General features: G+C 62.0%; 21 protein-coding genes, 1 tRNA gene and 1 other RNA gene. 12 read left to right on the top strand and 11 right to left on the bottom strand.

Features of this window, described 5'->3' with window-relative positions; genetic code table 11:
• Positions 1-31: 31 nt before the first annotated feature.
• From chrA to L1069_RS10145, 6 genes are all read right to left on the bottom strand, one after another.
• Complete coding sequence (gene chrA / locus L1069_RS10120) at positions 32-1303, bottom strand: chromate efflux transporter (protein ID WP_237455591.1); 1272 nt, start codon at positions 1301-1303, stop codon at positions 32-34.
• On the bottom strand, positions 1300-2115 hold the full coding sequence (locus L1069_RS10125) for a sulfurtransferase/chromate resistance protein (protein WP_237455592.1): 816 nt from the start codon (positions 2113-2115) through the stop codon (positions 1300-1302). The genes chrA and L1069_RS10125 overlap by 4 nt, the downstream gene beginning before the upstream one ends.
• A gap of 140 nt (positions 2116-2255) precedes the next feature.
• A complete protein-coding gene (locus L1069_RS10130) occupies positions 2256-2819 on the bottom strand; it encodes a nuclear transport factor 2 family protein (RefSeq protein ID WP_237455593.1) in 564 nt (187 codons plus the stop codon).
• 167 nt (positions 2820-2986) lie between these two features.
• Positions 2987-3339, bottom strand: a transfer-messenger RNA (tmRNA) gene (ssrA, locus tag L1069_RS10135).
• Between the two features lie 158 nt (positions 3340-3497).
• Positions 3498-4283 (bottom strand): OmpA family protein, encoded by a 786-nt coding sequence (locus L1069_RS10140; RefSeq protein WP_237455594.1) that lies wholly within the window; start codon positions 4281-4283, stop codon positions 3498-3500.
• Positions 4284-4464: 181 nt separating this feature from the next.
• The gene (locus L1069_RS10145) at positions 4465-5193 is read right to left on the bottom strand and encodes a FadR/GntR family transcriptional regulator (protein WP_129371124.1); all 729 of its coding nucleotides are present in this window, start codon (positions 5191-5193) and stop codon (positions 4465-4467) included.
• Positions 5194-5598: 405 nt separating this feature from the next.
• On the opposite strand from L1069_RS10145, the gene L1069_RS10150 reads away from it, so the two are divergent.
• Both L1069_RS10150 and acuI read left to right on the top strand, forming a co-directional pair.
• Positions 5599-6693: a dimethylsulfoniopropionate demethylase gene (locus L1069_RS10150; RefSeq protein WP_237455595.1), complete on the top strand. Its 1095-nt coding sequence runs from the start codon at positions 5599-5601 to the stop codon at positions 6691-6693.
• 105 nt (positions 6694-6798) lie between these two features.
• A complete protein-coding gene (acuI, locus tag L1069_RS10155) occupies positions 6799-7791 on the top strand; it encodes an acryloyl-CoA reductase (RefSeq protein ID WP_237455596.1) in 993 nt (330 codons plus the stop codon).
• 55 nt (positions 7792-7846) lie between these two features.
• On the opposite strand, the gene L1069_RS10160 is transcribed toward acuI, so the two are convergent.
• Positions 7847-8227, bottom strand: a complete 381-nt coding sequence (locus tag L1069_RS10160) for a VOC family protein (protein ID WP_129372902.1) — start codon at positions 8225-8227, stop codon at positions 7847-7849.
• Between the two features lie 242 nt (positions 8228-8469).
• On the opposite strand from L1069_RS10160, the gene L1069_RS10165 reads away from it, so the two are divergent.
• The 9 genes from L1069_RS10165 (at position 8470) to L1069_RS10205 (ending at position 18490) form a co-directional block, all read left to right on the top strand.
• Positions 8470-9693 (top strand): aminotransferase class V-fold PLP-dependent enzyme, encoded by a 1224-nt coding sequence (locus L1069_RS10165; protein WP_237455597.1) that lies wholly within the window; start codon positions 8470-8472, stop codon positions 9691-9693.
• A 24-nt stretch (positions 9694-9717) separates the two neighbouring features.
• Entirely contained in the window at positions 9718-11142 is a 1425-nt protein-coding gene (locus L1069_RS10170; protein ID WP_237455598.1) for a deoxyribodipyrimidine photo-lyase, read from the top strand.
• Between the two features lie 80 nt (positions 11143-11222).
• The gene (locus L1069_RS10175; RefSeq protein ID WP_237455599.1) at positions 11223-12428 is read left to right on the top strand and encodes a cyclopropane-fatty-acyl-phospholipid synthase family protein; all 1206 of its coding nucleotides are present in this window, start codon (positions 11223-11225) and stop codon (positions 12426-12428) included.
• 30 nt (positions 12429-12458) lie between these two features.
• Positions 12459-12899 (top strand): TrgA family protein, encoded by a 441-nt coding sequence (locus L1069_RS10180; RefSeq protein ID WP_129371117.1) that lies wholly within the window; start codon positions 12459-12461, stop codon positions 12897-12899.
• 29 nt (positions 12900-12928) lie between these two features.
• Positions 12929-14053 carry an NUDIX domain-containing protein gene (locus L1069_RS10185; protein WP_237455600.1) on the top strand — a complete coding sequence of 375 codons (1125 nt, stop codon included), beginning with the start codon at positions 12929-12931 and terminating at the stop codon, positions 14051-14053.
• Between the two features lie 67 nt (positions 14054-14120).
• The gene (locus L1069_RS10190) at positions 14121-15155 is read left to right on the top strand and encodes a cysteine synthase A (RefSeq protein WP_129371115.1); all 1035 of its coding nucleotides are present in this window, start codon (positions 14121-14123) and stop codon (positions 15153-15155) included.
• Positions 15152-17608 carry a DUF3772 domain-containing protein gene (locus tag L1069_RS10195; RefSeq protein ID WP_237455601.1) on the top strand — a complete coding sequence of 819 codons (2457 nt, stop codon included), beginning with the start codon at positions 15152-15154 and terminating at the stop codon, positions 17606-17608. The genes L1069_RS10190 and L1069_RS10195 overlap by 4 nt, the downstream gene beginning before the upstream one ends.
• Positions 17595-18320, top strand: coding sequence for an alanyl-tRNA editing protein (locus tag L1069_RS10200; RefSeq protein WP_237455602.1), 726 nt, complete (start codon positions 17595-17597; stop codon positions 18318-18320). The genes L1069_RS10195 and L1069_RS10200 overlap by 14 nt, the downstream gene beginning before the upstream one ends.
• 80 nt (positions 18321-18400) lie before the next feature.
• Positions 18401-18490, top strand: a tRNA-Ser gene (locus L1069_RS10205).
• A 31-nt stretch (positions 18491-18521) separates the two neighbouring features.
• Here L1069_RS10205 and L1069_RS10210 read toward each other — a convergent pair.
• Positions 18522-18839 (bottom strand): hypothetical protein, encoded by a 318-nt coding sequence (locus L1069_RS10210; RefSeq protein WP_237455603.1) that lies wholly within the window; start codon positions 18837-18839, stop codon positions 18522-18524.
• A 479-nt stretch (positions 18840-19318) separates the two neighbouring features.
• Between L1069_RS10210 and L1069_RS10215 the strand changes: the two genes are divergently transcribed.
• Complete coding sequence (locus L1069_RS10215; RefSeq protein ID WP_237455604.1) at positions 19319-21553, top strand: Hint domain-containing protein; 2235 nt, start codon at positions 19319-19321, stop codon at positions 21551-21553.
• A 105-nt stretch (positions 21554-21658) separates the two neighbouring features.
• On the opposite strand, the gene L1069_RS10220 is transcribed toward L1069_RS10215, so the two are convergent.
• The 3 genes from L1069_RS10220 to L1069_RS10230 form a co-directional block, all read right to left on the bottom strand.
• On the bottom strand, positions 21659-22240 hold the full coding sequence (locus L1069_RS10220; protein ID WP_237455605.1) for a nucleotidyltransferase family protein: 582 nt from the start codon (positions 22238-22240) through the stop codon (positions 21659-21661).
• A gap of 201 nt (positions 22241-22441) precedes the next feature.
• Positions 22442-24859 (bottom strand): FAD-dependent oxidoreductase, encoded by a 2418-nt coding sequence (locus L1069_RS10225; protein WP_237455606.1) that lies wholly within the window; start codon positions 24857-24859, stop codon positions 22442-22444.
• Between the two features lie 109 nt (positions 24860-24968).
• Positions 24969-26603, bottom strand: a complete 1635-nt coding sequence (locus tag L1069_RS10230) for a hypothetical protein (protein WP_237455607.1) — start codon at positions 26601-26603, stop codon at positions 24969-24971.

A 26603-nucleotide genomic window follows, 5' to 3' on the forward strand; every position in this document is an offset into this window, starting at 1 on the left:
GCGGCTGACGGTACTTTGCAGGTATCGGCAGTCAGCTGATTGCAAACGGGAATTCCGCAACGGCCAGGCCGGCCGCTGCCATCACCGCCAGCAGCAACAGCATATTGCCGCGAACCATCCAAGCGGCAAACGGTGCCAGCAGAACCAGCAGAACCGCAGTGCTGTTCATACTGCTCCAGATCGGAACAGGCATGTGCAGAATGCCGGCTTCGATCACCTGCGTTCCGGCAAAACCCACATGCATCATGAACCACACGGACAGGTTCAGAATGACACCGGCCACCGTGGCCGTTACCGCCTTTAGCGCCATGCCAAGCCGCGGATGCGCGGCGATGCGCTCTACATAAGGCGCGGCGGCGAAGATCCACAGAAAACACGGCATGAAGGTGGCCCAAAGCGCCACCGCGCCTGCGGCCAGGAACAGCCCGGACCCGCCCTGCGTCAGACCTGACAGCATGGCGACGAACTGGGTGACCAGGATCAGCGGGCCAGGGGTTGTCTCGGCCAGTCCCAGCGCATCAATCATCTGCCCGGCAGTGATCCAGCCGAACTGGCTCACCACGGTCTGGCTGATATAGGCCAGCACCGCATATGCACCGCCAAAGGTCACCACGGCGAGTTTGGAAAAGAACCAGCCGATGTCCGCCAGAAACCCCGCCCCGGACAGCGACAGGGCAATCAGCGGCAGCAGCCACAATCCGCCCCAGACTGCAATGGTGCGCAGAGTGCTGCCGTTGCGGGCAGGGGGGCTGTGTGCAGGACCGCCGGAGCTGACGTCTTTGCGTAGTATGCCAAAACAGGCGGCGGCCAGCACCACCAGCGGAAACGGCAGGTTGAACAGGAACAACGCGGCAAAACCGAACCCCGCCAGCGCCCAGTCCAGCGGATGGTGCAGGGCCTTGCCCGCCAGCCGCCGCAGCGCCTGCAGGATGATGACAACCACAGCCGCCTTGACCCCCAGAAATGCGGATTGCACTGCAGGCAGGGTGCCGTATTGCGCATAAAGCCAGACCAGCGCCGCAACCACAGCCGCACCCGGCAGCACAAACAACAGCCCCGCCAGCAGCCCGCCGGCGGTGCCGCGCATCCGCCAGCCGGTATAGGTCGCCAGCTGCATCGCCTCCGGTCCCGGCAGCAGCATGCAAAAGGACAACCCTCGCAGAAAGCTGTCCTCGCTCAGCCAGGGGCGGTCTTCAACCAGCTCCTTGTGCATCACCGAAATCTGCGCCGCGGGGCCGCCAAAGCTCAGCACCCCGATGCGCCCGAAGACACGGAACATCTCCGTCCAGCTGGGATGGCTCATGCCTTGCGGTCCGCAGGCCAGTCGTGGCCTTCGCCCTGGCCATCGCGGGCCCAGCGGTATAGCGCATCATATAGGGTCATACCTGCCTCAAGCTGCTGATGGTCGTCTTTGAACTGGCGCGACAATCCGACCGAGAGGGCCAACAGGCCCGCCGCCTCGGGTGCCAAATCATGCCGGTTGGTGTCGGCGCCTCTCACAACCCGGGACAGCCTGTCAAGCGCAGGCGTTCTGAGGCCGAACTCATCCAGCATGGTGTCAAAGGTGCACAGCGGTCCGCGGTGCGACCAGAACACGCCCTCAACATCAAACGGCGTGGCGCCAAACCGGTCGGCAACGCCGGCAACTTCAGACGGCGAGACAAACAGGACCCGGGCGTCAGGATCCGCAAAGCGGCGGATCAGCCAGGGGCAGGCAATGCGGTCGATCTTGGGCCGGTGGCGGGTCACCCACAGGCTGCTGCCGCCCACCGGCGTCGGCAGGGCGCTGGCCGGAATCCGCGGCGCATCTTTCAGATCGCGCCAAGCATACATGCCGCCTTGCAGGTATTCCGCCTCGATCCCGTCATTGCGCAGCCAGGCCGCCAGGCCTTGCGACAGTTTGATGCCCTTCTGGCAGATCAGCACGCAGCGCCGCCCGTTAAGGCGGGCCTTGAGGCCATCAATATCCTGATGGGAATGGCGGAAAGAGCCGGGGATCAGAAAGGGATCCGCGGCAAAGTCTTCGTCAATGCAGATATCAACCAGAACCGGCGCATTCGGCGTGCCGATCAGACGCAAGAGCTGGGCAGGGGTGATTTCATTCGGGGCAGCCATAAGCATGTCTCCTCGCGAGCAAGGTTAACATGCGAACCTTGGGCTTGTCGCCTCACGGGGCGTTCGCGGTTGTCCCCATGCATCCTAAGAACCGCATTTACGGCAGCTTTGTCAAGATTGCGCAGGCCGGTAATGCGCCGTCACTTCAACCGTTCGCCGGTCATGCAAACAGCCAGGGCCTCGGGCGGCAACTGGCCCAGCTTCTCAAACATCCGGAAGTAATCCATGTTGGAGTGCAGTTCTGCAATCCTGCCATCCGCCACCCGCGCCATCACCTGGCCAGTGATCTGGAAGGGCATACCATCGCTTGGGTTGCTGGTGCAGACCAAAAGCCGGACGGACACCCAGTCTGCGGTTTCCATTGCATGGCTGAAAGTGACGGTCATCGGCCCCAGCAGGTTGCGCAGCGCTGCGACAACTTCACCATAGTCGCAATCCGGTTCCGCAAGGGCAGAGATTGCGCCGTAAATCAGCGTGCCCGGTGTCATCACCTCGGCAACAGCGTCCATATTGCCTTTGCACCAAACCTCTTCAAACCAGTAATGCAGCAGCCGGGTCAAAGGCATTTCAGCCGGGCATGCGGGGTCAAACGGGACCGCCATGGCCGGGGCGCACCCGGCTGAATGCTGCGGCAGATCGTGCGCAGGCGCCGCCCGGCGCGGGGATACTGCGGTAATCTCGGGTTCAATGATAGGGTTGGTCATTCAGTCCGGTGTGTGTTTGGGGTCGGGCAGGCGGCATCAAGGGCAGGCTGCCTGCAGAAAGGCTGCTGTTCAGATGCGCCTGCTACAGGTGCTGCAAGTAGACTTAAAGCGCCAAAAAGATGATTTTTGGCAGGGTGCCGTAACGGCAGCATAAACACACGGCGGAAAGTGCAGGTTTCTGTTGCCAGGTACCTGCGAACCCCGCCTTACGCTGCTAGGCGCAAGGGCTTAGTTTCGGCGACATTAACAGCTTACGCTGCTACTGCCATTGCCGGAGCACGATTGTCATTTGCAATTGTACTGTTTGGGCCGGTACGGTGGCACCCCGCCGAGACAAAGCTAACCCCTTTAGACGTCCGTCGATCCTGTTTCGACCCCATGATCCCCAAATGAAGGATGTTTGGTGGAGTCGCCGGGTACCGCCCCCGGGTCCGATCCGTTTATTGCGAGCGCGTTTATGTCCATAGTTCCACAAGGGAACGGCTCTTATATAGGCAGGAAATTTCCGGATGAAAAGGGGCAGGTCGGGGAACTTGTGAAAGCTGCCCGAAGAACATGCGTTTTTACCAGCGGCCCCTAAGGCAGAACACTTGGGGACAGGCGGTTTCCAGGGACTTCGGGGGCTGGGACACCTGGCGGCGGTTCCTAAGCGCCAGCTTGCTGTCCGGGTTGCTGGCCTTACTGCTGGCCGGAATTCCCGGGGGTGTCCATGTTTTGCAGCAGTGTCATCGCGCCCGTGGCCGTCATTGCCTGAACAACAGGCGCCGCGCGGATTTCGACGCGCCGGTTCATGCCGCCCTCCGGATCATCCTGTTCCAGTGGTGTCCGCGCGCCGGCCCCTGCAACGCTGATACCCTTCCCGGTAACATTGCATTCTTTTTCCATGGCCCGGCGGACACTGATGGCGCGCCGCAGGGAAAGCACATCGTTGTAGTCCCGTTCGCCGGCACTGTCTGAATGCCCGATCAGGTCAAAGCCGCCGCCGCCCATCTCATTCATTGCGCTGCAGACGGTGCGGATCACGGGGAGCTGCGAAGACCCGATGCTTGCAGATCCGAATTCAAAAAAGACGTTGATCTGCGGACGCGGGTCCGATTGCGGCACCGCGGTTTCAGCCATTGCAGCAGTCAGGTCATAGGAGGAGGACAGCGGCTGGGAAATGACGACGAGGCTGCCAATCCTCTGCTGCTCTATCATCCGCATCAGCTCTTCTGTCTGCATGCCGCCCATTTGCCCGAGCGTGTAGGACATGGAGACCGCCGGGGCGTGGCCGTTGTCCGCCGCTGGGGCGGGGGCTTGCGGTGTGTACACCACCAGCGCGCCGATGCGTTGCTGCTTGAACACGGTCATGACTGCGTCAACAGACATGCCTTCGGCTGCAGCGGGCAAAATGGTGAAGACCCCCGGAATGACGCCGGCAGCCACGGCCAGTACTGCGGAAGAAAGGCTGTTCAGGAAATTCATCTGTTGCGTTTCCGTCGTTCTGCGCCGCGATTGGCATGCCTGCGCGCGCTTCGCTTCATCAATTGTTGGCGGCAAGTTCCGGTTGGTTCTTCGGACCAGCTGAGCTGTGGCGCGGAGGGCGACTCACAGCTGTGCCCCATTGGAAAGATTGCCGGAGCACGGTTGATAAATCGTTGCTCGCTTACCTTTGCGCCCGCTTGGCAAAAACGTCGGATGCCAGTTTCCGGGTTTCGCTCTCCAGCTCCTGCAGGCCAGTGGCAGCGGTGGTGCCGTCTTCTGCCTGGATGGCATCGGCAATCCGGGTGTGGATACCGGTGATCACTTCCCGGTCGCGGGCGGTAAAGGTGATCATGTTCATCAGCGGCTGCATGGCCTCCACCGCACCGGCCAACTGGTAGGACAGCACCGGATTGTGCGCGCCATCCACCAATGCCCGGTGAAACGCCACGTCCGAGGCGCAGAAGGCCTCATCGGTCAGGCCGGGCTGGTTTTGCCGGAAGATCTCCGTCCGCATGGTGGCCAGCTGATCCGGGGTGCGGCGCTGCGCAGAAAGCGGCGCGCAAGAGCGTTCCAGCGCATAGCGCGCTTCGCAGGCGGTATCAAAGCTCACCGCGTTCATGCTTAGCAGCAGGGTCGAGGTGGTGATTTGCTGTGAATAGGCGTCCTCAAAGCTCAACCGGTTTACAAACGCCCCGCCGGTCGCGCCGCGCTGGGTGCGGATCAAGGACTGCGCCGCCAATCGCTTCAGCGCTTCCCGCACGGTGGAACGGGAGACCTGAAACTGCTCCGACAGCTCGCTTTCAGAGGGCAGCCGCGCATCCACGATCAGCGCCCCCGAGATGATGGCATCCTTGATTGCCTGCGCTATCTGAACCGAAAGATCAGCGGAACTGTTGGGGTCAATCTTCATTCTCAGGGCCCTTACGCGGCGCTACGCCGGAGGTGCCCCGGCAAAAAATCATTTGTCTGACATTTAAAAGTCTGACATTTAAAAAGTAAGGCGTGAGTCGGGAGAAAGCAATGCTCGGATCATCCTTGCGCAAGGTCTGTGGCTTGGGTTCTTTACCGCCATTCTGGTGTCCTGGCGGATGATGTACTCCGTGAGCACCGGCATGGGGCCGGATATCATCGCGGCTACGGGCCTGAAACTGCGGGTGCGTGATTGTGGCCGGGTTTGGGACATTGGCGGCAAACCCGCTGAAATCTGCCCGATTGACTGGTCCGGTTCCAAGCAAAGGCGAAGCTGGCGGGGCGGTTCCGGCCGGCTCCGCTGTTGGGAAACTATACTGTGTAACGCTCATATGGAGACTTGAGTTTGGCGAACATTTTTCCGTCCCGCCGCATCCGGCGCACGCCCTTTTCCAAAGGGGTCGAGGCCGCAGGCGTCAAGGGGTACACTGTCTACAACCACATGCTGCTGGCGACAGTGTTTGAAAGTCTTGAATACGACTGCGCGCATCTGAAGGAGCATGTGCAGGTCTGGGATGTGTCCTGCGAACGGCAGGTCAGCATAAAAGGGCCGGACGCGCTACGGCTGATGAAGCTGATCAGCCCGCGCGACATGGACCGGATGGCGGATGACCAGTGCTATTATGTGCCGACGGTGGATCACAACGGCGGTATGCTGAATGACCCGGTGGCGGTGAAACTGGCGGCGGACCACTATTGGCTGTCGCTGGCCGATGGCGACCTGCTGCAGTTCGCGCTGGGGATCGCCATCGCCAAGGGCTTTGATGTCGACATCGAGGAGCCGGATGTCTCTCCGCTGGCTGTTCAAGGACCCAAGGCGGATGATCTGATGGCGCGGGTGTTTGGCGATGCTGTGCGCGATATCCGCTTTTTCCGCTACAAGCGTCTGGCGTTCCAGGGCGTCGAGCTGGTGGTGGCGCGCTCAGGCTGGTCCAAGCAGGGCGGATTTGAGATTTATGTGGAAGGGGCGGATCTGGGTATGCCGCTGTGGGATGCGCTGTTTGCCGCCGGGGAGGACATGCACGTCCGTGCAGGCTGCCCGAACACCATTGAACGCATCGAAAGCGGGCTGCTGAGTTATGGCAACGACATGACCCGCGGCAACACGCCCTATGAATGCGGGCTGGGCAAGTTCTGCAATTCGCCAGAGGATTATATCGGCAAAGCCGTACTGGCAGAACAGGCAGCAAACGGTCCGGCGCGCCAGATCCGCCCGCTGGTGATCGGTGGAGAGATCCCGCCTTGTCTGGATGCTTGGCCGCTTTTTGCTGATGGCCGTCAGGTGGGTCAGGTGGGATCAGCCATTTTCTCCCCCGAATTCCGGGTGAATGCGGCGATTGGCATGGTGGACCGCAGCCACTGGGTGCCGGGCACGGTGATGGAAGTGGAGACCCCGGCGGGAATGCTGCCCGCAACAGTTCAGGGGAGGTTCTGGCGGTAGGAAGGGTGGGGCGCTGCCCCCGCCACGGCAGGCCGCGGCTCCCCCGGGATATATTTAGCCAGATGAACATGGGATCTGGCTGTGTTTTTGGAAAGGGAATGTGAAATGTTCAATGCACTGGTTGTGAACAAGGACGAAGACAGCGGTAAGACGTCTGCCGCGGTACAGCAGCTTAGTTTGGAAGACCTGCCCGAGGGAGAAGTGACCGTGGCGGTGGAGTATTCCACCGTGAACTACAAGGACGGCCTGTGCGTCGGCCCGGGCGGCGGACTGGTGCGCAAGTACCCGCATGTGCCGGGTATTGACTTCGCCGGTACTGTCGAGACGTCCTCGGATGACCGCTACAAACCCGGCGACAAGGTGGTGCTGACCGGCTGGCGCGTCGGCGAGGCGCATTGGGGCGGCTATTCCCAAAAGGCCAACGTGCGCGCCGACTGGCTGGTGCCTTTGCCTGAGGGGCTGGATACCCGCCAGGCGATGGCAGTGGGCACTGCGGGCTTTACCGCGATGCTGGCGGTGATGGCGCTGGAGGATCATGGGCTGGAGCCCGGGCATGGTCCCGTTCTGGTCACCGGTGCTGCGGGCGGTGTCGGTTCGGTGGCCACTGCGATTCTGGCGAATCTCGGCTATGAGGCGGCCGGCGTCACGGGCCGACCGGAAACCGCAGACTATTTGAAATCCCTGGGCGCCACCCGGATTGTGCCCCGCGATGAGATCAACGAGACCACCAAACGCCCGCTGGAAAGCGAAAACTGGGCGGGCTGTGTCGATGCGGTTGGCGGCGCCATGCTGGCACGGGTGCTGGGGCAGATGAAATACGGTGCCTCAGTATCCGCTGTCGGCCTTGCGGGCGGCGCCGGGCTGCCTGCCACCGTCATTCCCTTCCTGCTGCGCGGCGTGAACCTATTGGGCATCGATTCCGTCATGCAGCCTTATGACAACCGCCTGCGCGCCTGGGAGCGGATCGCCAAGGACCTGCCGATGGACAAGCTGGAGGCAATGATCCAACCCGCTGTCCTGAGCGATCTGCCGCAGCTGGGGGCGGATATCCTCAAGGGCCAGGTCAAGGGGCGTGTTGTGGTTGATGTGAACGGCTGAGACCTGACCGAATGGCACCAACAGGCCCCGGTGCTTTTCCGGGGCCTGTTGCTTGTCAGTCATTGTATTTGAAGAAACCCACCGAGTTGCCATCCGGGTCGGTGGCATAGAAGAACCGGCCAGGCGGGATCTCGATAGTGGGGGAGACCACTTTGCCGCCGGCATCCGTGACCCGCTCCATCACATCTTCCAGCTCGCCCTCAGCGGTCAGATGCAATGTCGGTCCGCGTCCGTCGCCTGCCGGTTTGCCGGGATACAGATGCAGGGCAACGCCGGTTGCCTGATCCGCAGGCTTGAACATTGCCATCGGGTTGGGACCGCTGGTGTCGATGCTCAACGCGGCACCGGTCACCTTGGAATAAAACGTCACTGCTGCGTCCAAATCGCTGACGGGCAGCTCGCCCCAGACCAGGAAATCCTTGGGGGTATAGGCCATATCAAATCCTCCGTGTTTGCCTGCGGTCAGCATGACAGGCGCTGTTGCCAGTTTCTGGCATCAGCTTGCGGTCCGGAACATCTCCGGCAGGCAGGCTTTGTACACGGCGTTTTATTCGAAATTTCCAGCTTGCAGGGCCGCAGCTGTTCCCTCAATCCTTACGCAGGAGCGCAGCCCTGCCGGAACAGCTGCCAAGAACCAGGGTCACCTGACCGGTACGCGATTGAGGAGAAAGAAAAGCAATGACCGCATTGGATATTGATTTTGTCCGGGCCCAGTTCCCGGCCTTTGGCGAACCCGGCCTTCAGGGCCAGGCGTTTTTTGAAAACGCGGGCGGCTCCTATACCTGCCGCCAGGTGATTGACCGGCTGACCCGGTTCTATACCCAGCGCAAGGTGCAGCCTTATGCCCCCTATGAGGCCTCGCGCCTCGGCGGCGCCGAGATGGACGAGGCCCGCGCCCGTCTGGCCGCGCTGATGGGTGTTGCTGCCGAGGAGCTGAGCTTTGGTCCCTCGACCACCCAGAACACCTATGTGCTGGCGCAGGCCTTCCGCAGCTTCATGAAGCCCGGTGAAGCCATCATCGTCACCAATCAGGACCACGAAGCCAACACCGGCCCCTGGCGCCGTCTGGCCGAGGAAGGGATCGAGATCCGCGAATGGCAGATCGACCCGCAGACCGGCCATCTGGACGTGGCGCAACTGGAAACCCTGTTGGACGAAAATGTCCGCCTGGTCTGCTTCCCGCACTGCTCAAACGTGGTGGGCGAGATCAACCCGGTGCCCGAGATCACCGCCATGGCCCATGCCGCCGGTGCCTTTGTCTGTGTTGATGGCGTGTCTTATGCACCGCACGGGTTGCCGAATGTGGATGACCTGGGCGCTGATATCTACCTGTTCTCCGCCTATAAGACCTATGGCCCCCATCAGGGCATCATGGTGATCCGCAAGGCGCTGGGCGCACTGCTGCCGAACCAAGCGCATTACTTCAATGCGGACACACTCTATAAACGCTTCACCCCTGCAGGCCCCGATCATGCCCAGGTGGCGGCCTCGGCCGGCATGGCGGATTATTTTGAAACCTTGGCGGCTCATCACGGTCACGCGGGCACTGCTGCCGAAACCGGCGCCTTTGTCCACGATCTGATGCGCGCGCATGAGGCTGCTCTGCTGCAGCCGCTGCTGGACGCGGTAAAGGACCGCAATAATGTGCGCCTGCTAGGGCCTGCGACTGCAGAAACCCGCGCGCCGACCGTTGCGATTGCCCTGAACCGCCCGGCGGAACCGGTTGCTGCGGCCATGTCGGAATATGGCATCATGGCCGGCGGCGGCGATTTCTATGCTGTGCGCGCCCTTTCCGCCATGGGCGTTGATCCAAACGAGGGCGTGCTGCGTATGAGCTTCACCCACTACACGACCAAGGCAGAAGTGGCCAAGCTGATTGAGGTCTTGGACCGGGTGCTGTAACGCAGACAAGGCAAGGAAAGCAGCATGAACAGCAGTTCCCCGGTGATCTGGTGGATAAGGCGGGATCTCCGTCTTTGTGACAATCCGGCTCTGACGGCTGCTGCCGCGTCCGGTGCGCCCGTTCTTCCAGTCTATATCCTCGACGAACAGGACGAAGCGCTGGGCGCAGCGCCCAAGTTCCGCCTTGGGCTGGGGCTGGAGCATTTCGCACAGGAACTGGCCAGGGCCGGCTCCCGTCTGATCCTGCGCCGGGGCAGAGCGCTGGACGTGCTGCAGCAGCTGGCCGTTGAAACCGGGGCAGGGGCCGTGCATTGGTCCCGCCTTTATGATCCGCAGGCCATTGCCCGCGACACCGAAGTGAAACAGCAGCTCCCGGCACAGGGGATCACGGCCAAATCCCACGGCGGGCGGCTGTTGTTTGAACCCTGGACGGTCGAGACCAAGACCGGCGGCATGTACAAGGTCTACACCCCGTTCTGGAAGGCCGTGCGGGGCCGCAGCGTCACCAGCCTGCTGCCGGCACCCGCCACGTTGCCAGCACCGGCAAACTGGCCCGCCAGTGAAGATATCTCCGCCTGGAATATGGGCGCCGCCATGCGCCGCGGCGCGGATGTGGTCGCCCGCTACTGCCGTGTTGGCGAAGGTGCCGCGCTGAACCGTCTGGACGAATTCCTCGAAGATTCTGTGGACGCATATAAAGAGCGCCGCGACTATCCGGGCGAGGAGGCCACCTCCGGCCTGTCGGAAAACCTTGCCTGGGGGGAAATCAGCCCGCACCGCATGTGGCACCTGGGCCGCGCGGCGATGGAGCGCGGCAGCCAGGGCGCGGAACATTTCCTGAAAGAGGTCGCCTGGCGCGAGTTCGCCTATCACCTGATGTACCACTCGCCGCATATGCTGACGGCCAGCTGGCGCAGCGAATGGCAGGCCTTTCCCTGGTCGCAGGACATCACGCGCCAGGTCCAGGCCTGGCAGCGGGGGCAGACAGGGTACGGTTTCATAGATGCCGCCATGCGCGAACTGTATGTGACCGGCAAGATGCACAACCGGGCCCGTATGATCGTGGCAAGTTTCCTGACCAAGCATCTGATGACGCATTGGAAAATCGGAATGAAGTGGTTTGCGGAAACGCTGGTGGACTGGGACCCGGCCGCCAATGCCATGGGCTGGCAGTGGGTGGCTGGCTCCGGTCCTGATGCAGCGCCTTTCTTCCGTGTCTTCAACCCCAGCGGCCAGCTGGAAAAATTCGACTCATCAGGTGCTTACACGCGACGCTGGATTGCCGAGGGGCAAGGCAATGCACCGCAATCCGCGCTGGATTTCTTCGACGCTGCGCCACTGTCCTGGAACCTTTCAACGGACACTCTCCGCGCAGAGCCGGTCATTAGCCTGAAAGAGGGCCGCGACCGTGCGCTCGCGGCTTATCACGGTGCCCGTGAAAACCGCTAACGCATAGTTTTCTTGCCGGAAGGCCCCCTGCGGCCTAGCTTTTTCCCTGTAGCCAGTCCGTGTCTCACAGGGGGAAGCGCATGAAGCACACGTCCGTTGAGGGCCAGAAAGATCTGCCGCGCTACTTTGCTGCGGTGTTTGCCAAAGTGAAGGCCATGGAGGTCGGGCGGCTGGATATCCACCTGCCGGACGGGCGAATATTTTCCGCAAACGGGCGCGATCCCGGTCCCGCCGCTGATCTGCACATCCGTAATCCGGATTGTTTTGCCCGGCTGATCCGCGAGGGCGATCTTGGCTTTGCCGACGCTTACCTGGAAGGCTGGTGGAGCACATCAGACCTGCAGGCCTTTATGGACCTGGTGCATATGGGCGCCAATACCGTCTATGACGGTTTTCCGGGCCAGGGCCTGGCACGCGCTTATGAACGCTTCCGCTTCTGGCTGCACCGCAATCACCGCAAACAGGCGCAAAAGAATATCTCGTACCACTACGACCTGGGCAATGATTTCTACGGGTTGTGGCTGGATGACACGATGACCTATTCCAGCGCCCTGTTCCGCAGCGGCCAGGACAGCCTTGAGGCGGCGCAGACCGCCAAATACGCCTCAATGGTGGATCAGATGGGGGTGCGGCCCGGCGACCATGTGCTGGAGATCGGCTGCGGCTGGGGCGGCTTTGCGGAATATGCCGCCAATCAGCGGGGGCTGAAAGTCACCGGTCTGACGATCAGTCAGGAGCAGCTGAACTTTGCCCGGCAACGTATCGAAAAGGCAGGACTTTCCAATCAAGTTGATTTGCGCCTGCAGGACTATCGCGATTGCCGTGGCAGTTTTGACGGCATCGCTTCAATCGAGATGTTCGAGGCGGTGGGGCAGAAATACTGGCCCGCGTATTTCAGTACCATTCACGACCGGCTGAACCCCGGCGGCAAGGCGACGCTGCAGATCATCACCGTTGCCGACCGGCGCTGGGAGATCTACCGTAAGGGCGTCGATTTCATCCAGAAACACATCTTCCCCGGCGGCATGCTGCCGTCCCCGAATGTCCTGCGCGACCAGATCGAACGGGCAGGGCTGGGCGTGGTGCGGTCGATTGAATTCGGCGACAGCTACGACCAGACTTTGCGGCGCTGGCACGACACGTTCAATGCGCGCTGGGATCAGATCGCCCGCATGGGATTTGATGACCGCTTCCGCAAGATGTGGAACTTTTACCTCACTTCCTGTGCTGCGGCCTTTAAGACTGGCAATTGCGACGTGACGCAGATTACAGTTGCGCATCGCTGACTGAACTGGCCGCACGGATCGTAACCAGACATGCCCACCGGAGCCCGACTGACCGCCGCCTTTTGCCTTGCCTTGGTGGCGTTCTTTGTGTCCTTCCTGGTTATGCCGCTGATGCCCGAAGGCACGGACTTTGGCTATTTTGTGCATGTGAATGTGGCGCTGGGGCTGCTGAGCGGCTGGATATTCATGGGCAAACGCGCCGGCCGCGGGCTGGTGCCCGGTATCAACAATGGCCTGACGGGTATGGCGGTCATGGTACTATGGGCGCTGTTCATCCAAGGCACCTGGGAAATGTTCCGTTTGGCCATGCGCCACCGCTACGGCGGCCCGTTTGAGGCGCTGTCGCAGATCTTTGTGATTGCACTGGAGTATTTCTTTGTTATCGCTGTGCCATCTGTGCTGGTGCCATTGGCCGTGGGCGGGGTTCTTGCCGGTCTCGCGACCGAGAACGCCTCCCGCCGCTGGCGCTGAAACGTTTTCTTAACAACAGGTTGTAATCCGTGGCTGATCTCTTTTTCTTTGGCACGCTGCGCCATATCCCTTTGCTTGAACTGGTGCTGGGCCGCAGCGGCGCGGCGCTGAAAGCGCAGGGTGCAAAACTGTCCGGCCATGGTGTTTATCAGGTGGTCGGCCAGCCGTTCCCGGCGATTGAAGCCCGCGAGGGCGCAACAGCTGACGGCGTTCTGGTACAGGGCCTGTCGCCCGCCGATCTGGATGCGCTCAACTTTTACGAGGGCGGCTTCGGCTATGCGCTGAAACCGGTTTCGGTTCAGCTGGAGGACGGCAGCACCGCCCCGGCGGAGGTCTATTTCCCCGAACCCGGTCTCTGGCAAACGGCTGAGCCCTGGGATATGGCGGCCTGGGTACGGAAATGGGGTGCGCTGTCTCTGCGCGCCGCCGAAGAGGTGATGTCTTATCACGGCCGAATGACCGCCGAAGAGGTGGCCCGCTGCTTCCCCTCGGTCCGCCGCCGCGCCGCCGCCTGGCTGGCAGCGCAGGCACGCCCCGGTGATCCGGAGCATGACCTGTCAAAGGATGTGATTGTCCACAACCACAACCGCGCCTACCTGAATTTCTTTGCGATGGAAGAAATGAACCTGCAGTACCGCCGCTTTGACGGCAGTCTCAGCCCGGTTATGGAGCGTTCGGCTGCGATGGCAGGCCATGCGGCGGTGCTGCTGCCTTATGACCCGCTGCGCGATCAGGTGCTGCTGGTGGAGCAATTCCGCGCACCGCCCTTTATCATGGGCGAAGCGCACCCCTGGATGTGGGAGCCGGTCGCAGGCGTGATCGACCCCGGCGAGACGCCAGAGGACACCGCGGTCCGCGAAGCACAAGAGGAGGCAGGCGTTACTGTCCAGCGCCTGGAACCAGTGGCGCAGGTCTACCCATCCAGCGGTGCGCTGGCAGAATTCATCCATGTTTTCATCGGCATATCAGACCTTTCTGACATCAATGGCGGTGGCGGCGTCGCCGGTGAGGGCGAGGATATCCGCAGCCGGATCCTCAGCTATGACGAACTGATGCAGGGCGTGGATGCGCAGATCTATCAGGACATGCCGCTGGTCACCGCTGCACTGTGGCTGTCACGCCATCGTGAGCGGCTGCGCAACGCACCGTCCTGACCGCTTCGCGCCTTGTGAACGCCGGGGCGCTTAGTTACACCTTGGGGGAACGATCGAAAGGGATATCATGCGCATTGCACGCGATCTGGCTGATGCCATCGGCCACACACCTCTTATCCGCCTGAACCGCGTCAGCGAAGAGACCGGCTGCGAGATCCTGGGCAAGGCCGAATTCATGAATCCGGGCCAGTCGGTCAAGGACCGTGCCGCGCTCTATATCATCAAGGACGCCATTGCCCGCGGCGATTTGAAGCCCGGCGGCACCATTGTCGAAGGCACCGCCGGCAACACCGGCATCGGTCTGGCGCTGGTCGGCGCCTCGATGGGGTTCAAGACGGTGATCGTGATCCCGGAAACCCAGTCCGAGGAAAAAAAGGACATGCTGCGCCTGGCCGGTGCCCAGCTGGTTCAGGTTCCTGCGGCGCCGTACCGCAATCCCAACAACTATGTGCGCTATTCCCAGCGTCTGGCGGAAAAACTGGCCAAGACGGAACCGAACGGTGCGATCTGGGCCAACCAGTTCGACAATGTGGCGAACCGCCAGGCCCATGTGGAAACCACCGGTCCCGAGATCTGGGAACAGACCGGCGGCAAGGTGGACGGCTTTGTCTGCGCGGTCGGATCCGGCGGCACTCTTGCCGGGGTGGCCGAAGCACTGCAGCCCAAAGGCGTCAAGGTCGGTCTGGCCGATCCGCTGGGAGCTGCGCTTTATTCGTTTTACACCACCGGTGAGCTGGCCTCTGAAGGCAGCTCCATCACAGAGGGCATCGGCCAGGGCCGGATCACCAAGAACCTGGAAGGCTTCACGCCGGACTTCAGCTATCAGGTGCCGGACGCCGAGGCGGTGCCTTATGTCTTTGACCTGCTGCACGAGGAAGGCCTGGTGCTGGGCGGCTCCTCGGGCATTAACATTGCAGGCGCTGTGCGTATGGCCAAGGACATGGGTCCGGGCAAAACCATTGTCACCGTTTTGTGCGACTATGGCACCCGCTACCAGTCCAAGCTGTTCAATCCGGATTTCCTGCGCGAGAAGAACCTGCCGGTGCCGGAGTGGATGACCCACACGCCCGCGTCTATCCCAGGCGTATTTGAGGACGTATGACACCCATAATAACCGCGTTGCGGACTGCTTTGCTGGGGCTGGTCTTTGCGGCCGGCCTGGCTTTGCCTGCACTGGCTCAGCTGACTGCTGAATCGCGTGCCTATTATCAGGACTGGCTTAAGACCGCCAACCGTGCGGAAGAAGTCATCGACGCCAGACGGGCCTCCAGCGCCGCTATGGAAGCGCTGCGCAAAGAGCTTACCACCTACCGGCAGAATTTCCTGGCGGCGCGCACCGATAACGGCGACCGTATTCAGACGCTCGAAGGTCAGCTTGGCGCGCTTGGCCCGGCGCCCGGCGAGGGCGAGAGTGAGCCCGAGGATATCGCCCAGCTGCGCCGCTCGCTGGAACAGCAGCTGAAGGACCTCAAGGTTCCGCGCATCGTTGCAGAAGAGGCTTACAGCCGTGCAAACGGGCTGATCACCGAGATAGACAAGATCATCCGCGAGCGCCGCACCCGCAGGCTGCTGGAGCGCGGACCCTCGCCGTTCAACCCGGAAAACTGGGCCGGCGCTGTGCGCTCGCTGACCCGTTCGGGCGGCTCTTTGTGGAACGAAACCGCCTCTAGGGTGGGCAGCGCCACCACGGCTGAGCGGATTCAGAACAGCCTGCCGGCACTGCTGCTGCTGCTGCTGATTGCAGCGCTGCTGGTGCTGCGCGGCCGGCCCTGGGCCCATGCGGCGGGCGATTACCTGCGCCAGTTCGGAAGCTCGGGCCGCGGTGTCTGGGGTTTTGTCGTCTCGCTGCTTGAGGTGATCCTGCCCTTTATCGGCATCATCTGCCTGACTGCAGCGGTGGACCTGTCCGGGGTGCTTGGCATCCGCGGCTCGATCCTGCTGGATTATGTGCCCGGCTGGGCGCTGCTGCTGCTGTCGTTCCACTGGCTGGGCAACCAGCTGTTCTCCAGCCGCATCGAAAACGATCTGGTCCCGGTGCAGGAGGGCCGCCTGAATGAAACCCGGCTGATGGTCGATATCCTGGCGGTGATCCTGGTGCTGCAGGATGCGCTGACACAGCTGGAAAACATCGACAGCATCCCGGCTGAGGCCCATGCGGTGGCCAGCTTCCCGCTGATTATGGGCGCGGCCCTGGTTCTGCTGCGCCTGCACCGGATCGGCGCCAAGCGCCGTCAGCAGCAAAGCAGCGATGAGTCCGATGAGGACGGTGCCATAGCGGCCGGCGCCAACCGGATCATGAGTCTGGTGCGCCGTGCCACCTATTTGCTGGGCTTTGTGTCTCCGGTACTGGCGGCCTTTGGCTATGTGAACGCAGCCGAGGCGCTGATTTATCCCGCGGTCTCCACCCTGGCGCTGCTGGCTGCCCTGCTGGTGCTGCAGCGCTTCCTGGGCGACCTCTACGGATGGCTGTCCGGCAGAGGGTCCGAAGCGCGGGAGTCCCTGTTTGCAGTGATGATCGGCTTTGTACTGGCCGCCTTGGCGCTGCCGCTGCTGGCGCTGATCTGGGGCGCACGGATCGCAGATTTGACTGAGCTGTGGTCGCAGTTCCTGGAAGGGTTCCAGATCGGCGACACAAAGATCTCTCCAACCGCTTTCCTGACATTTGCGGTAGTCTTTGCCGTCGGCTACGCGTTGACGCGGCTGATCCAGGGCTCCTTGCGCAACTCGCTGCTGCCCAAGACCAAGATAGATCCTGGCGGCCAGAACGCCATTACCTCGGGTCTTGGCTATGTCGGCATCTTCCTGGCGGCGGTGGTGGCGATCTCGATGGCCGGGCTGGACCTGTCGTCACTCGCCATCGTTGCTGGTGCGCTGTCGGTTGGTATCGGCTTTGGCCTTCAGACCATTGTGTCGAACTTCGTTTCCGGCATCATCCTGCTGATCGAGCGCCCGATCTCCAAGGGCGACTGGATCGAAGTTGGCGGGCTGATGGGCTATGTGCGCGACATCTCGGTGCGCTCCACCCGGATCGAAACCTTCGACCGCTCCGACGTGATCGTGCCGAACTCGGACCTGATCTCGGGCACCGTCACCAATTATACCCGCGGCAACACCGTGGGGCGGGTTATTGTGCCGGTGGGCGTTGCTTATGGCACCGACCCGCGCAAGGTGGAGGCGATCCTGAACGAAGTTGCCAAGGCGCATCCGATGGTGCTGCTCAACCCGGCGCCCAGCGTGGTGTTCCAGGGCTTTGGCGCCGACAGTCTGGATTTTGAGATCCGGGCAATCCTGCGCGATGTGAACTGGGTTCTTTCGGTGAAATCCGACATGAATTACGAGATTTCCAAACGGTTCGACGAAGAAGGGATCGAAATCCCCTTTATGCAGCGCGACATCTGGATCCGTAACCCCGAGGCGCTGACCCCGGACAAACCGGCAACCTCTGCCGCGGCGTCCGCTTCCGCACCCGCATCTGCTCCGCTGAAGCCGGATCTGGCGGATGTGCAGCAGGACCCCCAAGAAGATGCTGATGGAGATGCCGATGCCGACAAGTGACCTGCTATTCCGCAAGGACGCCTATGCCCGGATGACCGAAGCACTGGTCCTGGCCCATACAGAACAGGGCGGGCTGATCCTGGACCGCAGCCTGTTCTATGCCACCGGCGGCGGCCAGCCGGGCGACAGCGGCCAGCTTTTGTGGGGCGATGGTCAATGCACCATTGCCACCACCGTCAAGGGTGAGGGCGACGCAATTGTGCTGGTTCCGCATGAGAATGAACCGCTGCCTGCCGAAGGCACCACGGTCACCCAGGTGCTCGACTGGGACCGCCGCTACGGCCACATGCGGGTTCACACTGCTTTGCACCTGCTGTCAGTGGTGATTCCGCTGGAGGTGACCGGCGGCTCGATCAGCGCAGACAAAGGCCGGCTCGATTTCAACATGCCTGAGGCGCCCGCGGATAAACAGGCGCTGCAGGAACAGCTGCAGGCGCTCATTGACCGTGATCTTGAGGTGACCGAGGACTGGATCACCGACGCGGAACTGGATGCCAATCCGCAGCTGGTGAAAACCATGTCCGTCTCGCCGCCGCGCGGGGCAGGGCAGGTGCGCCTAGTCCGCATCGGCACCCCGGACGAGCAGATCGATCTGCAGCCCTGCGGCGGCACCCATGTCAAACGCACCGCAGAAATCGGCAAAATCCGCCTTGGCAAGGTGGAGAAAAAGGGCAAGCAGAACCGCCGCGTCTATCTCCATCTGGAGACTTGAAAAAGAATGCGGGCCGGAGTGCATTTTTTGCCATTTCGGCCCTTGCATTTCCCCCTGTGATCCTTCAAAAGCCCCCTCACGGAGAGGTGGCCGAGTGGTCGAAGGCGCACGCCTGGAAAGTGTGTAGGCGGGAAACCGTCTCCAGGGTTCGAATCCCTGTCTCTCCGCCATAACCCACATTGTAAACGAACATCAGTTGCTTCAGGCATGGCCAAATTGGCGATGAAGAGCGGGTTGCAGCGGCTGTTCTTGCATCAAGGGCAGGCCGGTCAGCGGACAAATGCCTGTGGATTGAATAAACTCTTCAGCGTTATTTACTTTTCCGCACGGCTGCGATGACCTTCCGCATAGGCCGTCCGATTCGAAAGATCTGTCCGGCATTCCCGCCGCATTGAGAAACAAACTTTGCAAACGGCAAGGATTGAAATCAATTCCACACCATTTCCCTGAGGGCAGCTTGCTGAGGGAGCGGAAAACCGGTGGTGCCGCCGTATTTTGCCCTTGTTTCGGATTTGGCAACAATTTCACTCCCTCAAACAACGGCTGCGGGAAATTTGTGCCGGAAGTGCAAGTTTGGCCCTCGGATTGTATCCGGTTTGCGAGACAATCATCATTACCCGGCACTGGCTTGCGCCGTCTCAATTGCCTCGAATGGCGCAATGGGGGGGATTTTAGGCAATTTTTTGGCTTTGTGGCCGGAGGTACCTAACGTATGCATGTTCTAGCCCATTGGGGGGGCGAGTTCTGCAAGCTGCTGGACTGTGGTGGACTGCTAAAATTTAGCTTAAGTCCATGGGCTGCTGATGCCTGCCTGCCACTGATCTGAGAGCTTTTGCTTATCGGCTGTGCGCTGTTCCGGCGTGCACTCCAGAGCGTTTGCGCGTTCTGGCCCTCTCTCCGCTTGGGCTGGTGTTTTGACTGCGAAGTTCCGCATGGCTGTGCGGCTGTCCGGCTGGCCCGAACGGTGGGTTTGGGGCCAGACCGGTGAGGAGAGAGTGATGGCGAAGAGTACCGATATGCCGAATGCGGCCTTGAACGGAATTGTTGAGGGCACCTCGGGGGATGACCTGATCAATGCGGCTTACACCGGCGATCCGGAAGGCGATATGGTTGATAACGCCGATGCCACTGGCCCGGCGGCGGGGCCGGATGATGATGTCATCATCGCAGGCAGCGGCAATGACAGCATCTATGCCGGCGCGGGCGATGATACTGTCGACGGCGGCAGCGGCGATGACCTGATCCTGGGCGATGGCGTCTCCGGCGCCAATGATCCGGTCAAGATTACCATCTCCTCGACCAGCGCGGCCTTCCAGAACAAGGTCTTTGCCTACACCATTGATCCGTCGACCGGCGAGATCAGCAATGTCGTGATGCTATCGCAGAACGCCAACGCGGATGTCGGCGAAACCTATAGTTACGATGCGCCCGAAGGCGCGGTTGTCGGTGTCGGCATCGTCAGCCCGCATGGCACGTATTACTCGTCCGGCTATGGCGGCAACGCGGATCTGAACCCGGACGGGCTGGACCATACCAAGGGGATCTTTGAGTTCCCGGACGGTTCTGTCCAGCTGGGATTTGAGGATATTCGCAACCTGGGCGACAGGGACTTCAACGACGTCAAGCTGATCGTGGACCTGGGTACCTCGGGCACGACGCTCGACAATGCGCATTTCGACTATTCCTCCGATCCGGCCGACCCGGTTGTGCCGGGCGACGACAGCCTGACCGGCGGCGAGGGTGACGACACCATTCTTGGCGGCGGCGGCGATGACACCATCGACGGCGGTGACGGCTCCGACTCGGTTGAGGGCGGCGACGGCGATGATGTGATCGACACCTCCAAGGACAGCGGCATTCCGCTGCCGGACCGCGGCTTTCCGGGTTACACCGGCACCGACCCCGACATTCCGTTTATCCCGGCGGATGCTGATCCGTTTGACGATCGCGATACCGTTCTGGGCGGCGCCGGCAATGATACCATCTCTACCGGGGATGATGCCGACCTGATTGACGGCGGTTCGGGTATGGACGTGATTGATGGCGGCATCGACGATGACACCATCGACGGCGGCTCCCAGGCAGATGTTCTGACCGGCGGCGAAGGTTCTGACAGCCTGTTGGGCGGCGGCGGCAGCGACACCATCTATGGCGGGTTGAATCCGTCCTTCCCGGACGGGCTGAACATTACCGATGACGGCAGCGACGGCCGCCCGGCGGATCCGGACCCGACCAACGGCATGGACACCATTGACGGCGGCTCGGGCAATGACCTGATCTTTGGCCAGGACGATGACGACGACATTTCCGGCGGCTCGGGCCATGACACCATTGATGCCGGTATTGATGACGATATCGTCCGCGGCGGGGCCGGCAATGACCTGATCACCGGCGGCCAGGGCGCCGATACCCTGTCCGGCGGCGCCGGGCGCGATACCTTCCTGGGCGGCAATGCCGGCGACGAAGTTGACGGCGGCTCGGGCGGTGACGATTTCGACACCCTGGACCTGACAGGAACCGGCCCGTTTGAACTCAGCGGTGTCACCGTCGATGCAGACGGCAACAGCATCTCGGGAACCGTCAACTTCCTTGATGGCGACGGGGCTGTGACCGGCTCGATGACCTTTGGCGAGATTGAGCAGATCATTCCCTGCTTCACGCCCGGTACGCTGATCGCCACCCCGTTGGGGGAACGCCGGGTCGAAGATTTGCAGGCTGGCGACCGGGTGATCACCCGCGACAACGGCATTCAGGAAATCCGCTGGATCGGTACCCGCACGCTGCAAGGCCGGGAGCTGAACAGCGCCGCGCATCTGCAACCGGTGCTGATCCGCCAGGGCGCCCTGGGCAATGGTCTGCCCGAGCGCGACATGATGGTCAGCCCCAACCACCGGGTACTGGTCGCCAATGATAAGACGGCGCTGTATTTCGAGGACCGCGAGGTACTGGTGGCGGCCAAGCATCTGACCGGGCTGGCGGGCGTCGACGCGGTAGAGACCACCGAGGTGACCTATATCCACTTCATGTTCGACCAGCACGAGGTGGTGCTGTCCGATGGCGCCTGGACCGAGAGCTTTCAGCCCGGCGACCAGTCGCTGCGCGGGCTGGATAACGCACAGCGCAACGAATTGTTCGAGCTGTTCCCGGACCTTAAGTCGGAGAAGGGCCGGGCGGCTTATTCCGCGGCACGACGGTCGTTGCGGAAACACGAGGCGCATCTGCTCGTGCATTGAGAAATGCTGCTGCTGTTTTGGGGGAAACAGCAGAGAAGAGCAAAGCGCAGGAAGGCAGGGCCTTGGGCCCTGCCTTCTCTGCGTTTGAAGGGGTGATGCTGGTGATCAGCGGCGGTTGCGCCAGGCGGCCCAGTCCTCGGGCGTGTCCAGATCGGTCAGCGCATGGTTCTTTGGCAGGGGCACCATCTGCGGCGGTTCGGATTCCAGGAGGCTGCGGGCACCCTGGTCCCCGCGGAGGGTTTTCAGGGCAGCAAAACAGCGGCGCGGAAACAGCACCGGGTGGCCCTGGATGCCGTCCTCGGAAGCAGCGCGCAGGACCGGGCTGCCATCACCAGGGAAATGCGCGGCCAGATGCAGCATGTCCTGCGTCTCAACCTCCGGCATGTCGGCAGGCAGTATCATCACGGCCTTAGTCTGTTCAGGCAGTGCTGCGATTCCGCGGCGGATTGAGGCGGCCATGCCCTCAGCCGCGTCGGGAACCGGGACCGGGATCGCGCTGCCGGTTGCGGCCGCACGGGGATGGGTTTCGCTGGGCAAGGTCACAAACACCGGCAGACCGGTAAGCGCCGCCCGGCGGCACATCAGGGCAAGCAGTGGCTGGCCGTCCACATCCTCCATCAGCTTGTCACGGCCATGCATCCGGGATGAGGCGCCGGCTGCGAGCAGGAGAATGGCGATGGCGGTCATGGTTTTCCGGTCCTTTGCATTGGGCCGCAAGGTCGGATGCCTCCGGCGGGAGTATTTTGGGAAAGATGAAAGGACGGGTCCAGGGAAAATCCGCTAGGTCAGAGACGCTGACTGATCCGTTGCGGAACTGCTCTGGGGCCGCGTGCGCAGGCCTGGCAACAGGGGGCAGGCAGGTCAGGCTTGCTGACCTGCCTGGAGGCATTAACCGCGCATCCGGGCGCCGTCGGCGTCGAACAGCGGTTCAGTGATCAGGCGGGCCTTGTACATATTGCCAAGGATTTCGATCTCCACTTCAAGGCCGTCCTGGGCGCGGTCCGTTGGAACAAAGCCTAGAGCGATGGATTTCTGCGCGTGGTGCGAGTAACCGCCGGAGGTGCAGAAGCCCGCGACGGCGCCGTCGAGCCAGATCGGTTCAAAGGCGACCACATCTGCGTCGTCTGCCTCTACCTCAAAGGCGCAAAGCTGGCGCGCGGGGCCTGCGTCGCGTTCAGCCTCGGCGGCGGAGCGGCCGATGAAATCTGCGTTCTTCTTGAAGGAGATAAAACGGTCCAGCCCGGTTTCGGCAGCGGTGTAGTCGGGCGAGAATTCCCGCAGCCAGGAGCCGAAGAATTTATCCAGGCGCAGCGACATCATCGCCCGCATGCCGAAGGGTTTCATACCGTGCGGCTGACCTGCATTCCAAAGAGCATCCCACAGGGCGCGTTGCGAAGGCAGGTCGCAGTAAATTTCATAGCCCAGATCGCCGGTGTAGCTGACCCGCTGCACGATGCAGTCGGCCATGCCCACGGTCAGGCGGCGCACATCCATGAACCGCATGTCTGAAATGTCGGCCCTTGTGCAGGCTTGCAGCACCGCGCGCGCCTTAGGGCCTGCAATCTGGAAGCCGTTGCGGGTGTCGGAAATGTTCTCGAGGCTGACGCCATCGTCCAGGTTCTGCAGGAACCAGCGCATGTGGTAGGCTTGGCTCCCATAGGAGGCGGTGAGCTGGAATTCTTCTTCCGAGAGGCAGGAAATGGTGAAATCACCGATCAGGCGGCCCTTGGGCGACAGCATCGGGGTCAGCGACAGGCGGCCCGGCTGCGGCACCCGCCCGGCCATGATGCGGTCGAGCCAGGCGCGGGCGCCTGCGCCTTTGATCAGGTACTTGCCGAAGTTGTGGACCTCGTTGATGCCGACGTTTTCTCGGACCGCCTTGACCTCGCGCGCGGTGGCCTCAAACGCGTTGGAGCGGCGGAAGGACGGGGTCTCGTAGCGCGGCTCGTCGCCTTCCGCGAAGTAGTTCGGGACTTCAATGCCGTATTGCGCACCCCAGACCGCGCCCATGCCATCGAAGATGTCGTACATCGGCGTGGTGCGGAACGGGCGGGCGGCGGGCAGCTCCTCGTTCGGGTAAGCGATGGAGAAGCGTTTCTGATAGTTTTCAATGACTTTGGGGCGGGTGTAGCCCGGGGTGATCCAACCGCCGAAACGGGCGCAGTCCATCGCGAATGTGTCGCGCTCGCATTCGCCCTCCACCATCCACTGGGCCAGCATCAGGCCGACGCCGCCGCCCTGACTGAAGCCGGCCATGACGGCGCAGGCGGACCAGTAGTTGCGCATGCCGGGAACCGGGCCCACCAGCGGGTTGCCGTCGGGGGCAAAGGTGAAGGGGCCGTGGATCACTGATTTCACGCCCGCAGCCTCCAGCGCCGGGAAGCGTTTGTAGGCGAAATTGATGGAATCCTCGATCTTGTCGAAGTCGTCCTGCAGCAGCTCATGCCCGAAGTCCCACGGTGTGCCATCGACCGCCCAGGGTTTGCAGGGCTGTTCGTAGAAGCCGATGCAGAGGCCGCGGCCCTCTTGCCGGAGATAGCTTTCGCCGGCCGGGTCCATTACATGCGGGTGCTCGCCGCCGCCGTCGATGATCTCGGCGATCATCGGCACCTCGTCGGTGACGATATACTGGTGTTCCATCGGGTGCAGGGGCATGTAGACGCCGGCCATGGCGCCGACTTCGCGCGCCCAAAGACCGCCTGCGTTGACCACATGTTCGGCGTGGATGATGCCCTTGTTCGTCACCACGTCCCAGGTGCCGTCGGGGCGCTGGTTGGTCTCGATCACCTTGCAGTGGGTCTCGATGGTGGCGCCGCCCATGCGCGCGGCCTTGGCATAGGCGTGGGTGGTGCCGGAGGGGTCAAGGTGACCGTCGAGCGGATCGTACAGGCCGCCGACAATGCCGTCGGTGTTGGTGACGGGGGCGATCTTCTTGATTTCTTCGGGGGAGACGATTTCGGTCTCCAGCCCCATGAAACGGTGCTTGGCGCGTTCGGCCTTCAGCATGTCGAAACGTTCCTGGGTTTCGGCCAGGGTGACGCCGCCGACGTGATGCAACCCGCAGGACATGCCGGTGATCGCTTCCAGCTCTTTATAAAGCTTGATGGTGTAGCCCTGCAGCGCCGCCATATTGGTGTCGCCATTGAGGGTGTGAAACCCGCCCGCCGCGTGCCATGTGGAGCCGGAGGTCAGCTCTGAACGTTCGATCAGCATGACGTCGGACCAGCCGAGCTTGGTCAGGTGATACAGAACTGAGCAGCCGACGACGCCGCCGCCGATAACTGCCACGCGGGTGGTGGTTTTCATGTGGGCCTCCCCTGAGTAGGTGTTGCCTGCATTCTGTACAGAAGTGAACAGTAGTCCAGCAGAAAAACGGCACCATGTGCCGCTTATGGGCAGTCAGGCTGCGGTTTCGTTACTCAGATGTGCGGAAGCGGCTGTTCTGAATGACAAATATTGCAGTGAGCGGTGCCAGGAGGAGGATCACGCCAACAGTGATCAGCAGCAAGCCCAGCTGGGAGTAATCGGCTGGTGTGGTGATATTGCCGCCCGAATCTGTCACCTCGCGCGTGACCACGAAGATTTCGTTCAGGTATTTGGTGCCGAGACTGGAGGCCGACAGCGCCAGATTGGTGAAGGAGGCCATGACCGCAAAGAAAGTGGCTTTTAGCCCCGAGGGCGCGTTGCGGGCGATCCAGGCGAGCATCGGGATCATCGCGACCTGGCCCAGCGGGGATTCGACGGCGGTGTCGACCATGGCGATGAAGCGGGCGTCAACCACGCCCCCGGTCATCGCCGCGGTCCAGTGGTGGGCGCCGTAATAAAGCGCGATGTTGGGCAGGCTGAGGACGGCCTCGGTAATGGCAAGGAAGGCGACGATCCAGGTGATCGGGCGGCTGGCCATCATCGGGCGGAAAATCAGCATGCCGGCCAGCGTCAGCAGCGAAGTGATCAGAGCCAGGACTGACAGGAACTGCTGGTCGAACCCCAGCACGTCGATTTCAAACCAGGTGGCGCCGGGGCCGCGCAGGGGCGTGGCGCGATAGACAAAGATGATGATGGCGGTGCCGATCAGGGCGCGGGCCTGGTCCGTTGGCAGAACCGAGACCAGCTGGCGCATCAGAAACAGGACGATGGCCATGGAACCGGCAAAGACGATCTCCTGCGAATAGGGCACATCGCCCAGGCCCACGGCGAGGGAGAGCGCCACAAAGCCGCCGCCGCCGATGAAATACCAGTGGTTGGGGGTGACCAGCTCGCGGGGCAGCTCAATGCGGGCGCGGATCTCAGCCTCGGCCACTCCGGCGCGGCGCAGCGCAGCGGCCTTGCGCCACTTCTGCCAGATCGCCAGTGCGACCCCGGACATGGAAATGACCGGGATCAGCAGCGCGAGGCTGAAGACAAAACCGTAAAGCGCGCCCTTTGCCGCTTGAGGCAGCGCATCGGCGCCATCGAATAGGGCAACATTCAGCGCGGCAGCGGCGCTGGAGCCGCCGATCAGCGCGATACGGCCAAAGGTCTGCATGGTGGTGTGCAGGGATTTGGTTTCAGCCTCGGGCAGGGGGCGGCCGTGGTCATCTGCATGGGGCACGGCCTCGACCGACATGGCATCAGCTACCACATCCTGCAGCACATATCCGCAAGGGGCCAGCAGCGCGGCGGTGACATACCAGGCGCCCAGCGGCATCACAGCGTCCATCATCGCAGGTTCCAGCACGATGGCAGCAAGGATGCCATAGCTGCCGGCCATCAGACCGGCACCAAGCAGGATCAGCAGGTATTTCCAGCGCCAGATCAGATCGACCAGGTGCCCCAGCGGCATCTTCAGCGCCCAGGGCAGGCCGACCCAAAATGCCAGACCCGCCAGAAAAGCGGCGGAAAAGTCCAGGTATTCCTTAACGAAAAACGATGCGGTGACGGTGGTGATGCCCTGCGCGCCATAGGCGAAATAGATCAGCAGCGGCGGTAGAAAGGACCAGCGCAGCTGGCGGAACAGATCCAGGATGATGCTGTCGAACCAGCCCCAGGCCAGCCCCGCCGCACGGGTCAT

Origin of the sequence: Leisingera sp. MMG026 (assembly GCF_021654205.1) — a bacterium.
In the GTDB taxonomy this organism is placed as follows: Bacteria; Pseudomonadota; Alphaproteobacteria; order Rhodobacterales; family Rhodobacteraceae; genus Leisingera.

What these genes read in the sequence shown, in the direction of transcription:
- chrA (WP_237455591.1), bottom strand. Translation starts at nt 1,303, where the DNA reads ATGAGCCATCCCAGCTGGACGGAGATGTTCCGTGTCTTCGGGCGCATC.
- L1069_RS10230 (WP_237455607.1), bottom strand. Translation starts at nt 26,603, where the DNA reads ATGACCCGTGCGGCGGGGCTGGCCTGGGGCTGGTTCGACAGCATCATC.
- acuI (WP_237455596.1), top strand. Translation starts at nt 6,799, where the DNA reads ATGTTCAATGCACTGGTTGTGAACAAGGACGAAGACAGCGGTAAGACG.
- L1069_RS10180 (WP_129371117.1), top strand. Translation starts at nt 12,459, where the DNA reads ATGCCCACCGGAGCCCGACTGACCGCCGCCTTTTGCCTTGCCTTGGTG.
- L1069_RS10200 (WP_237455602.1), top strand. Translation starts at nt 17,595, where the DNA reads ATGCCGACAAGTGACCTGCTATTCCGCAAGGACGCCTATGCCCGGATG.
- L1069_RS10130 (WP_237455593.1), bottom strand. Translation starts at nt 2,819, where the DNA reads ATGACCAACCCTATCATTGAACCCGAGATTACCGCAGTATCCCCGCGC.
- L1069_RS10170 (WP_237455598.1), top strand. Translation starts at nt 9,718, where the DNA reads ATGAACAGCAGTTCCCCGGTGATCTGGTGGATAAGGCGGGATCTCCGT.
- L1069_RS10125 (WP_237455592.1), bottom strand. Translation starts at nt 2,115, where the DNA reads ATGGCTGCCCCGAATGAAATCACCCCTGCCCAGCTCTTGCGTCTGATC.
- L1069_RS10165 (WP_237455597.1), top strand. Translation starts at nt 8,470, where the DNA reads ATGACCGCATTGGATATTGATTTTGTCCGGGCCCAGTTCCCGGCCTTT.
- L1069_RS10140 (WP_237455594.1), bottom strand. Translation starts at nt 4,283, where the DNA reads ATGAATTTCCTGAACAGCCTTTCTTCCGCAGTACTGGCCGTGGCTGCC.
- L1069_RS10220 (WP_237455605.1), bottom strand. Translation starts at nt 22,240, where the DNA reads ATGACCGCCATCGCCATTCTCCTGCTCGCAGCCGGCGCCTCATCCCGG.
- L1069_RS10175 (WP_237455599.1), top strand. Translation starts at nt 11,223, where the DNA reads ATGAAGCACACGTCCGTTGAGGGCCAGAAAGATCTGCCGCGCTACTTT.
- L1069_RS10190 (WP_129371115.1), top strand. Translation starts at nt 14,121, where the DNA reads ATGCGCATTGCACGCGATCTGGCTGATGCCATCGGCCACACACCTCTT.
- L1069_RS10225 (WP_237455606.1), bottom strand. Translation starts at nt 24,859, where the DNA reads ATGAAAACCACCACCCGCGTGGCAGTTATCGGCGGCGGCGTCGTCGGC.
- L1069_RS10145 (WP_129371124.1), bottom strand. Translation starts at nt 5,193, where the DNA reads ATGAAGATTGACCCCAACAGTTCCGCTGATCTTTCGGTTCAGATAGCG.
- L1069_RS10160 (WP_129372902.1), bottom strand. Translation starts at nt 8,227, where the DNA reads ATGGCCTATACCCCCAAGGATTTCCTGGTCTGGGGCGAGCTGCCCGTC.
- L1069_RS10195 (WP_237455601.1), top strand. Translation starts at nt 15,152, where the DNA reads ATGACACCCATAATAACCGCGTTGCGGACTGCTTTGCTGGGGCTGGTC.
- L1069_RS10215 (WP_237455604.1), top strand. Translation starts at nt 19,319, where the DNA reads ATGGCGAAGAGTACCGATATGCCGAATGCGGCCTTGAACGGAATTGTT.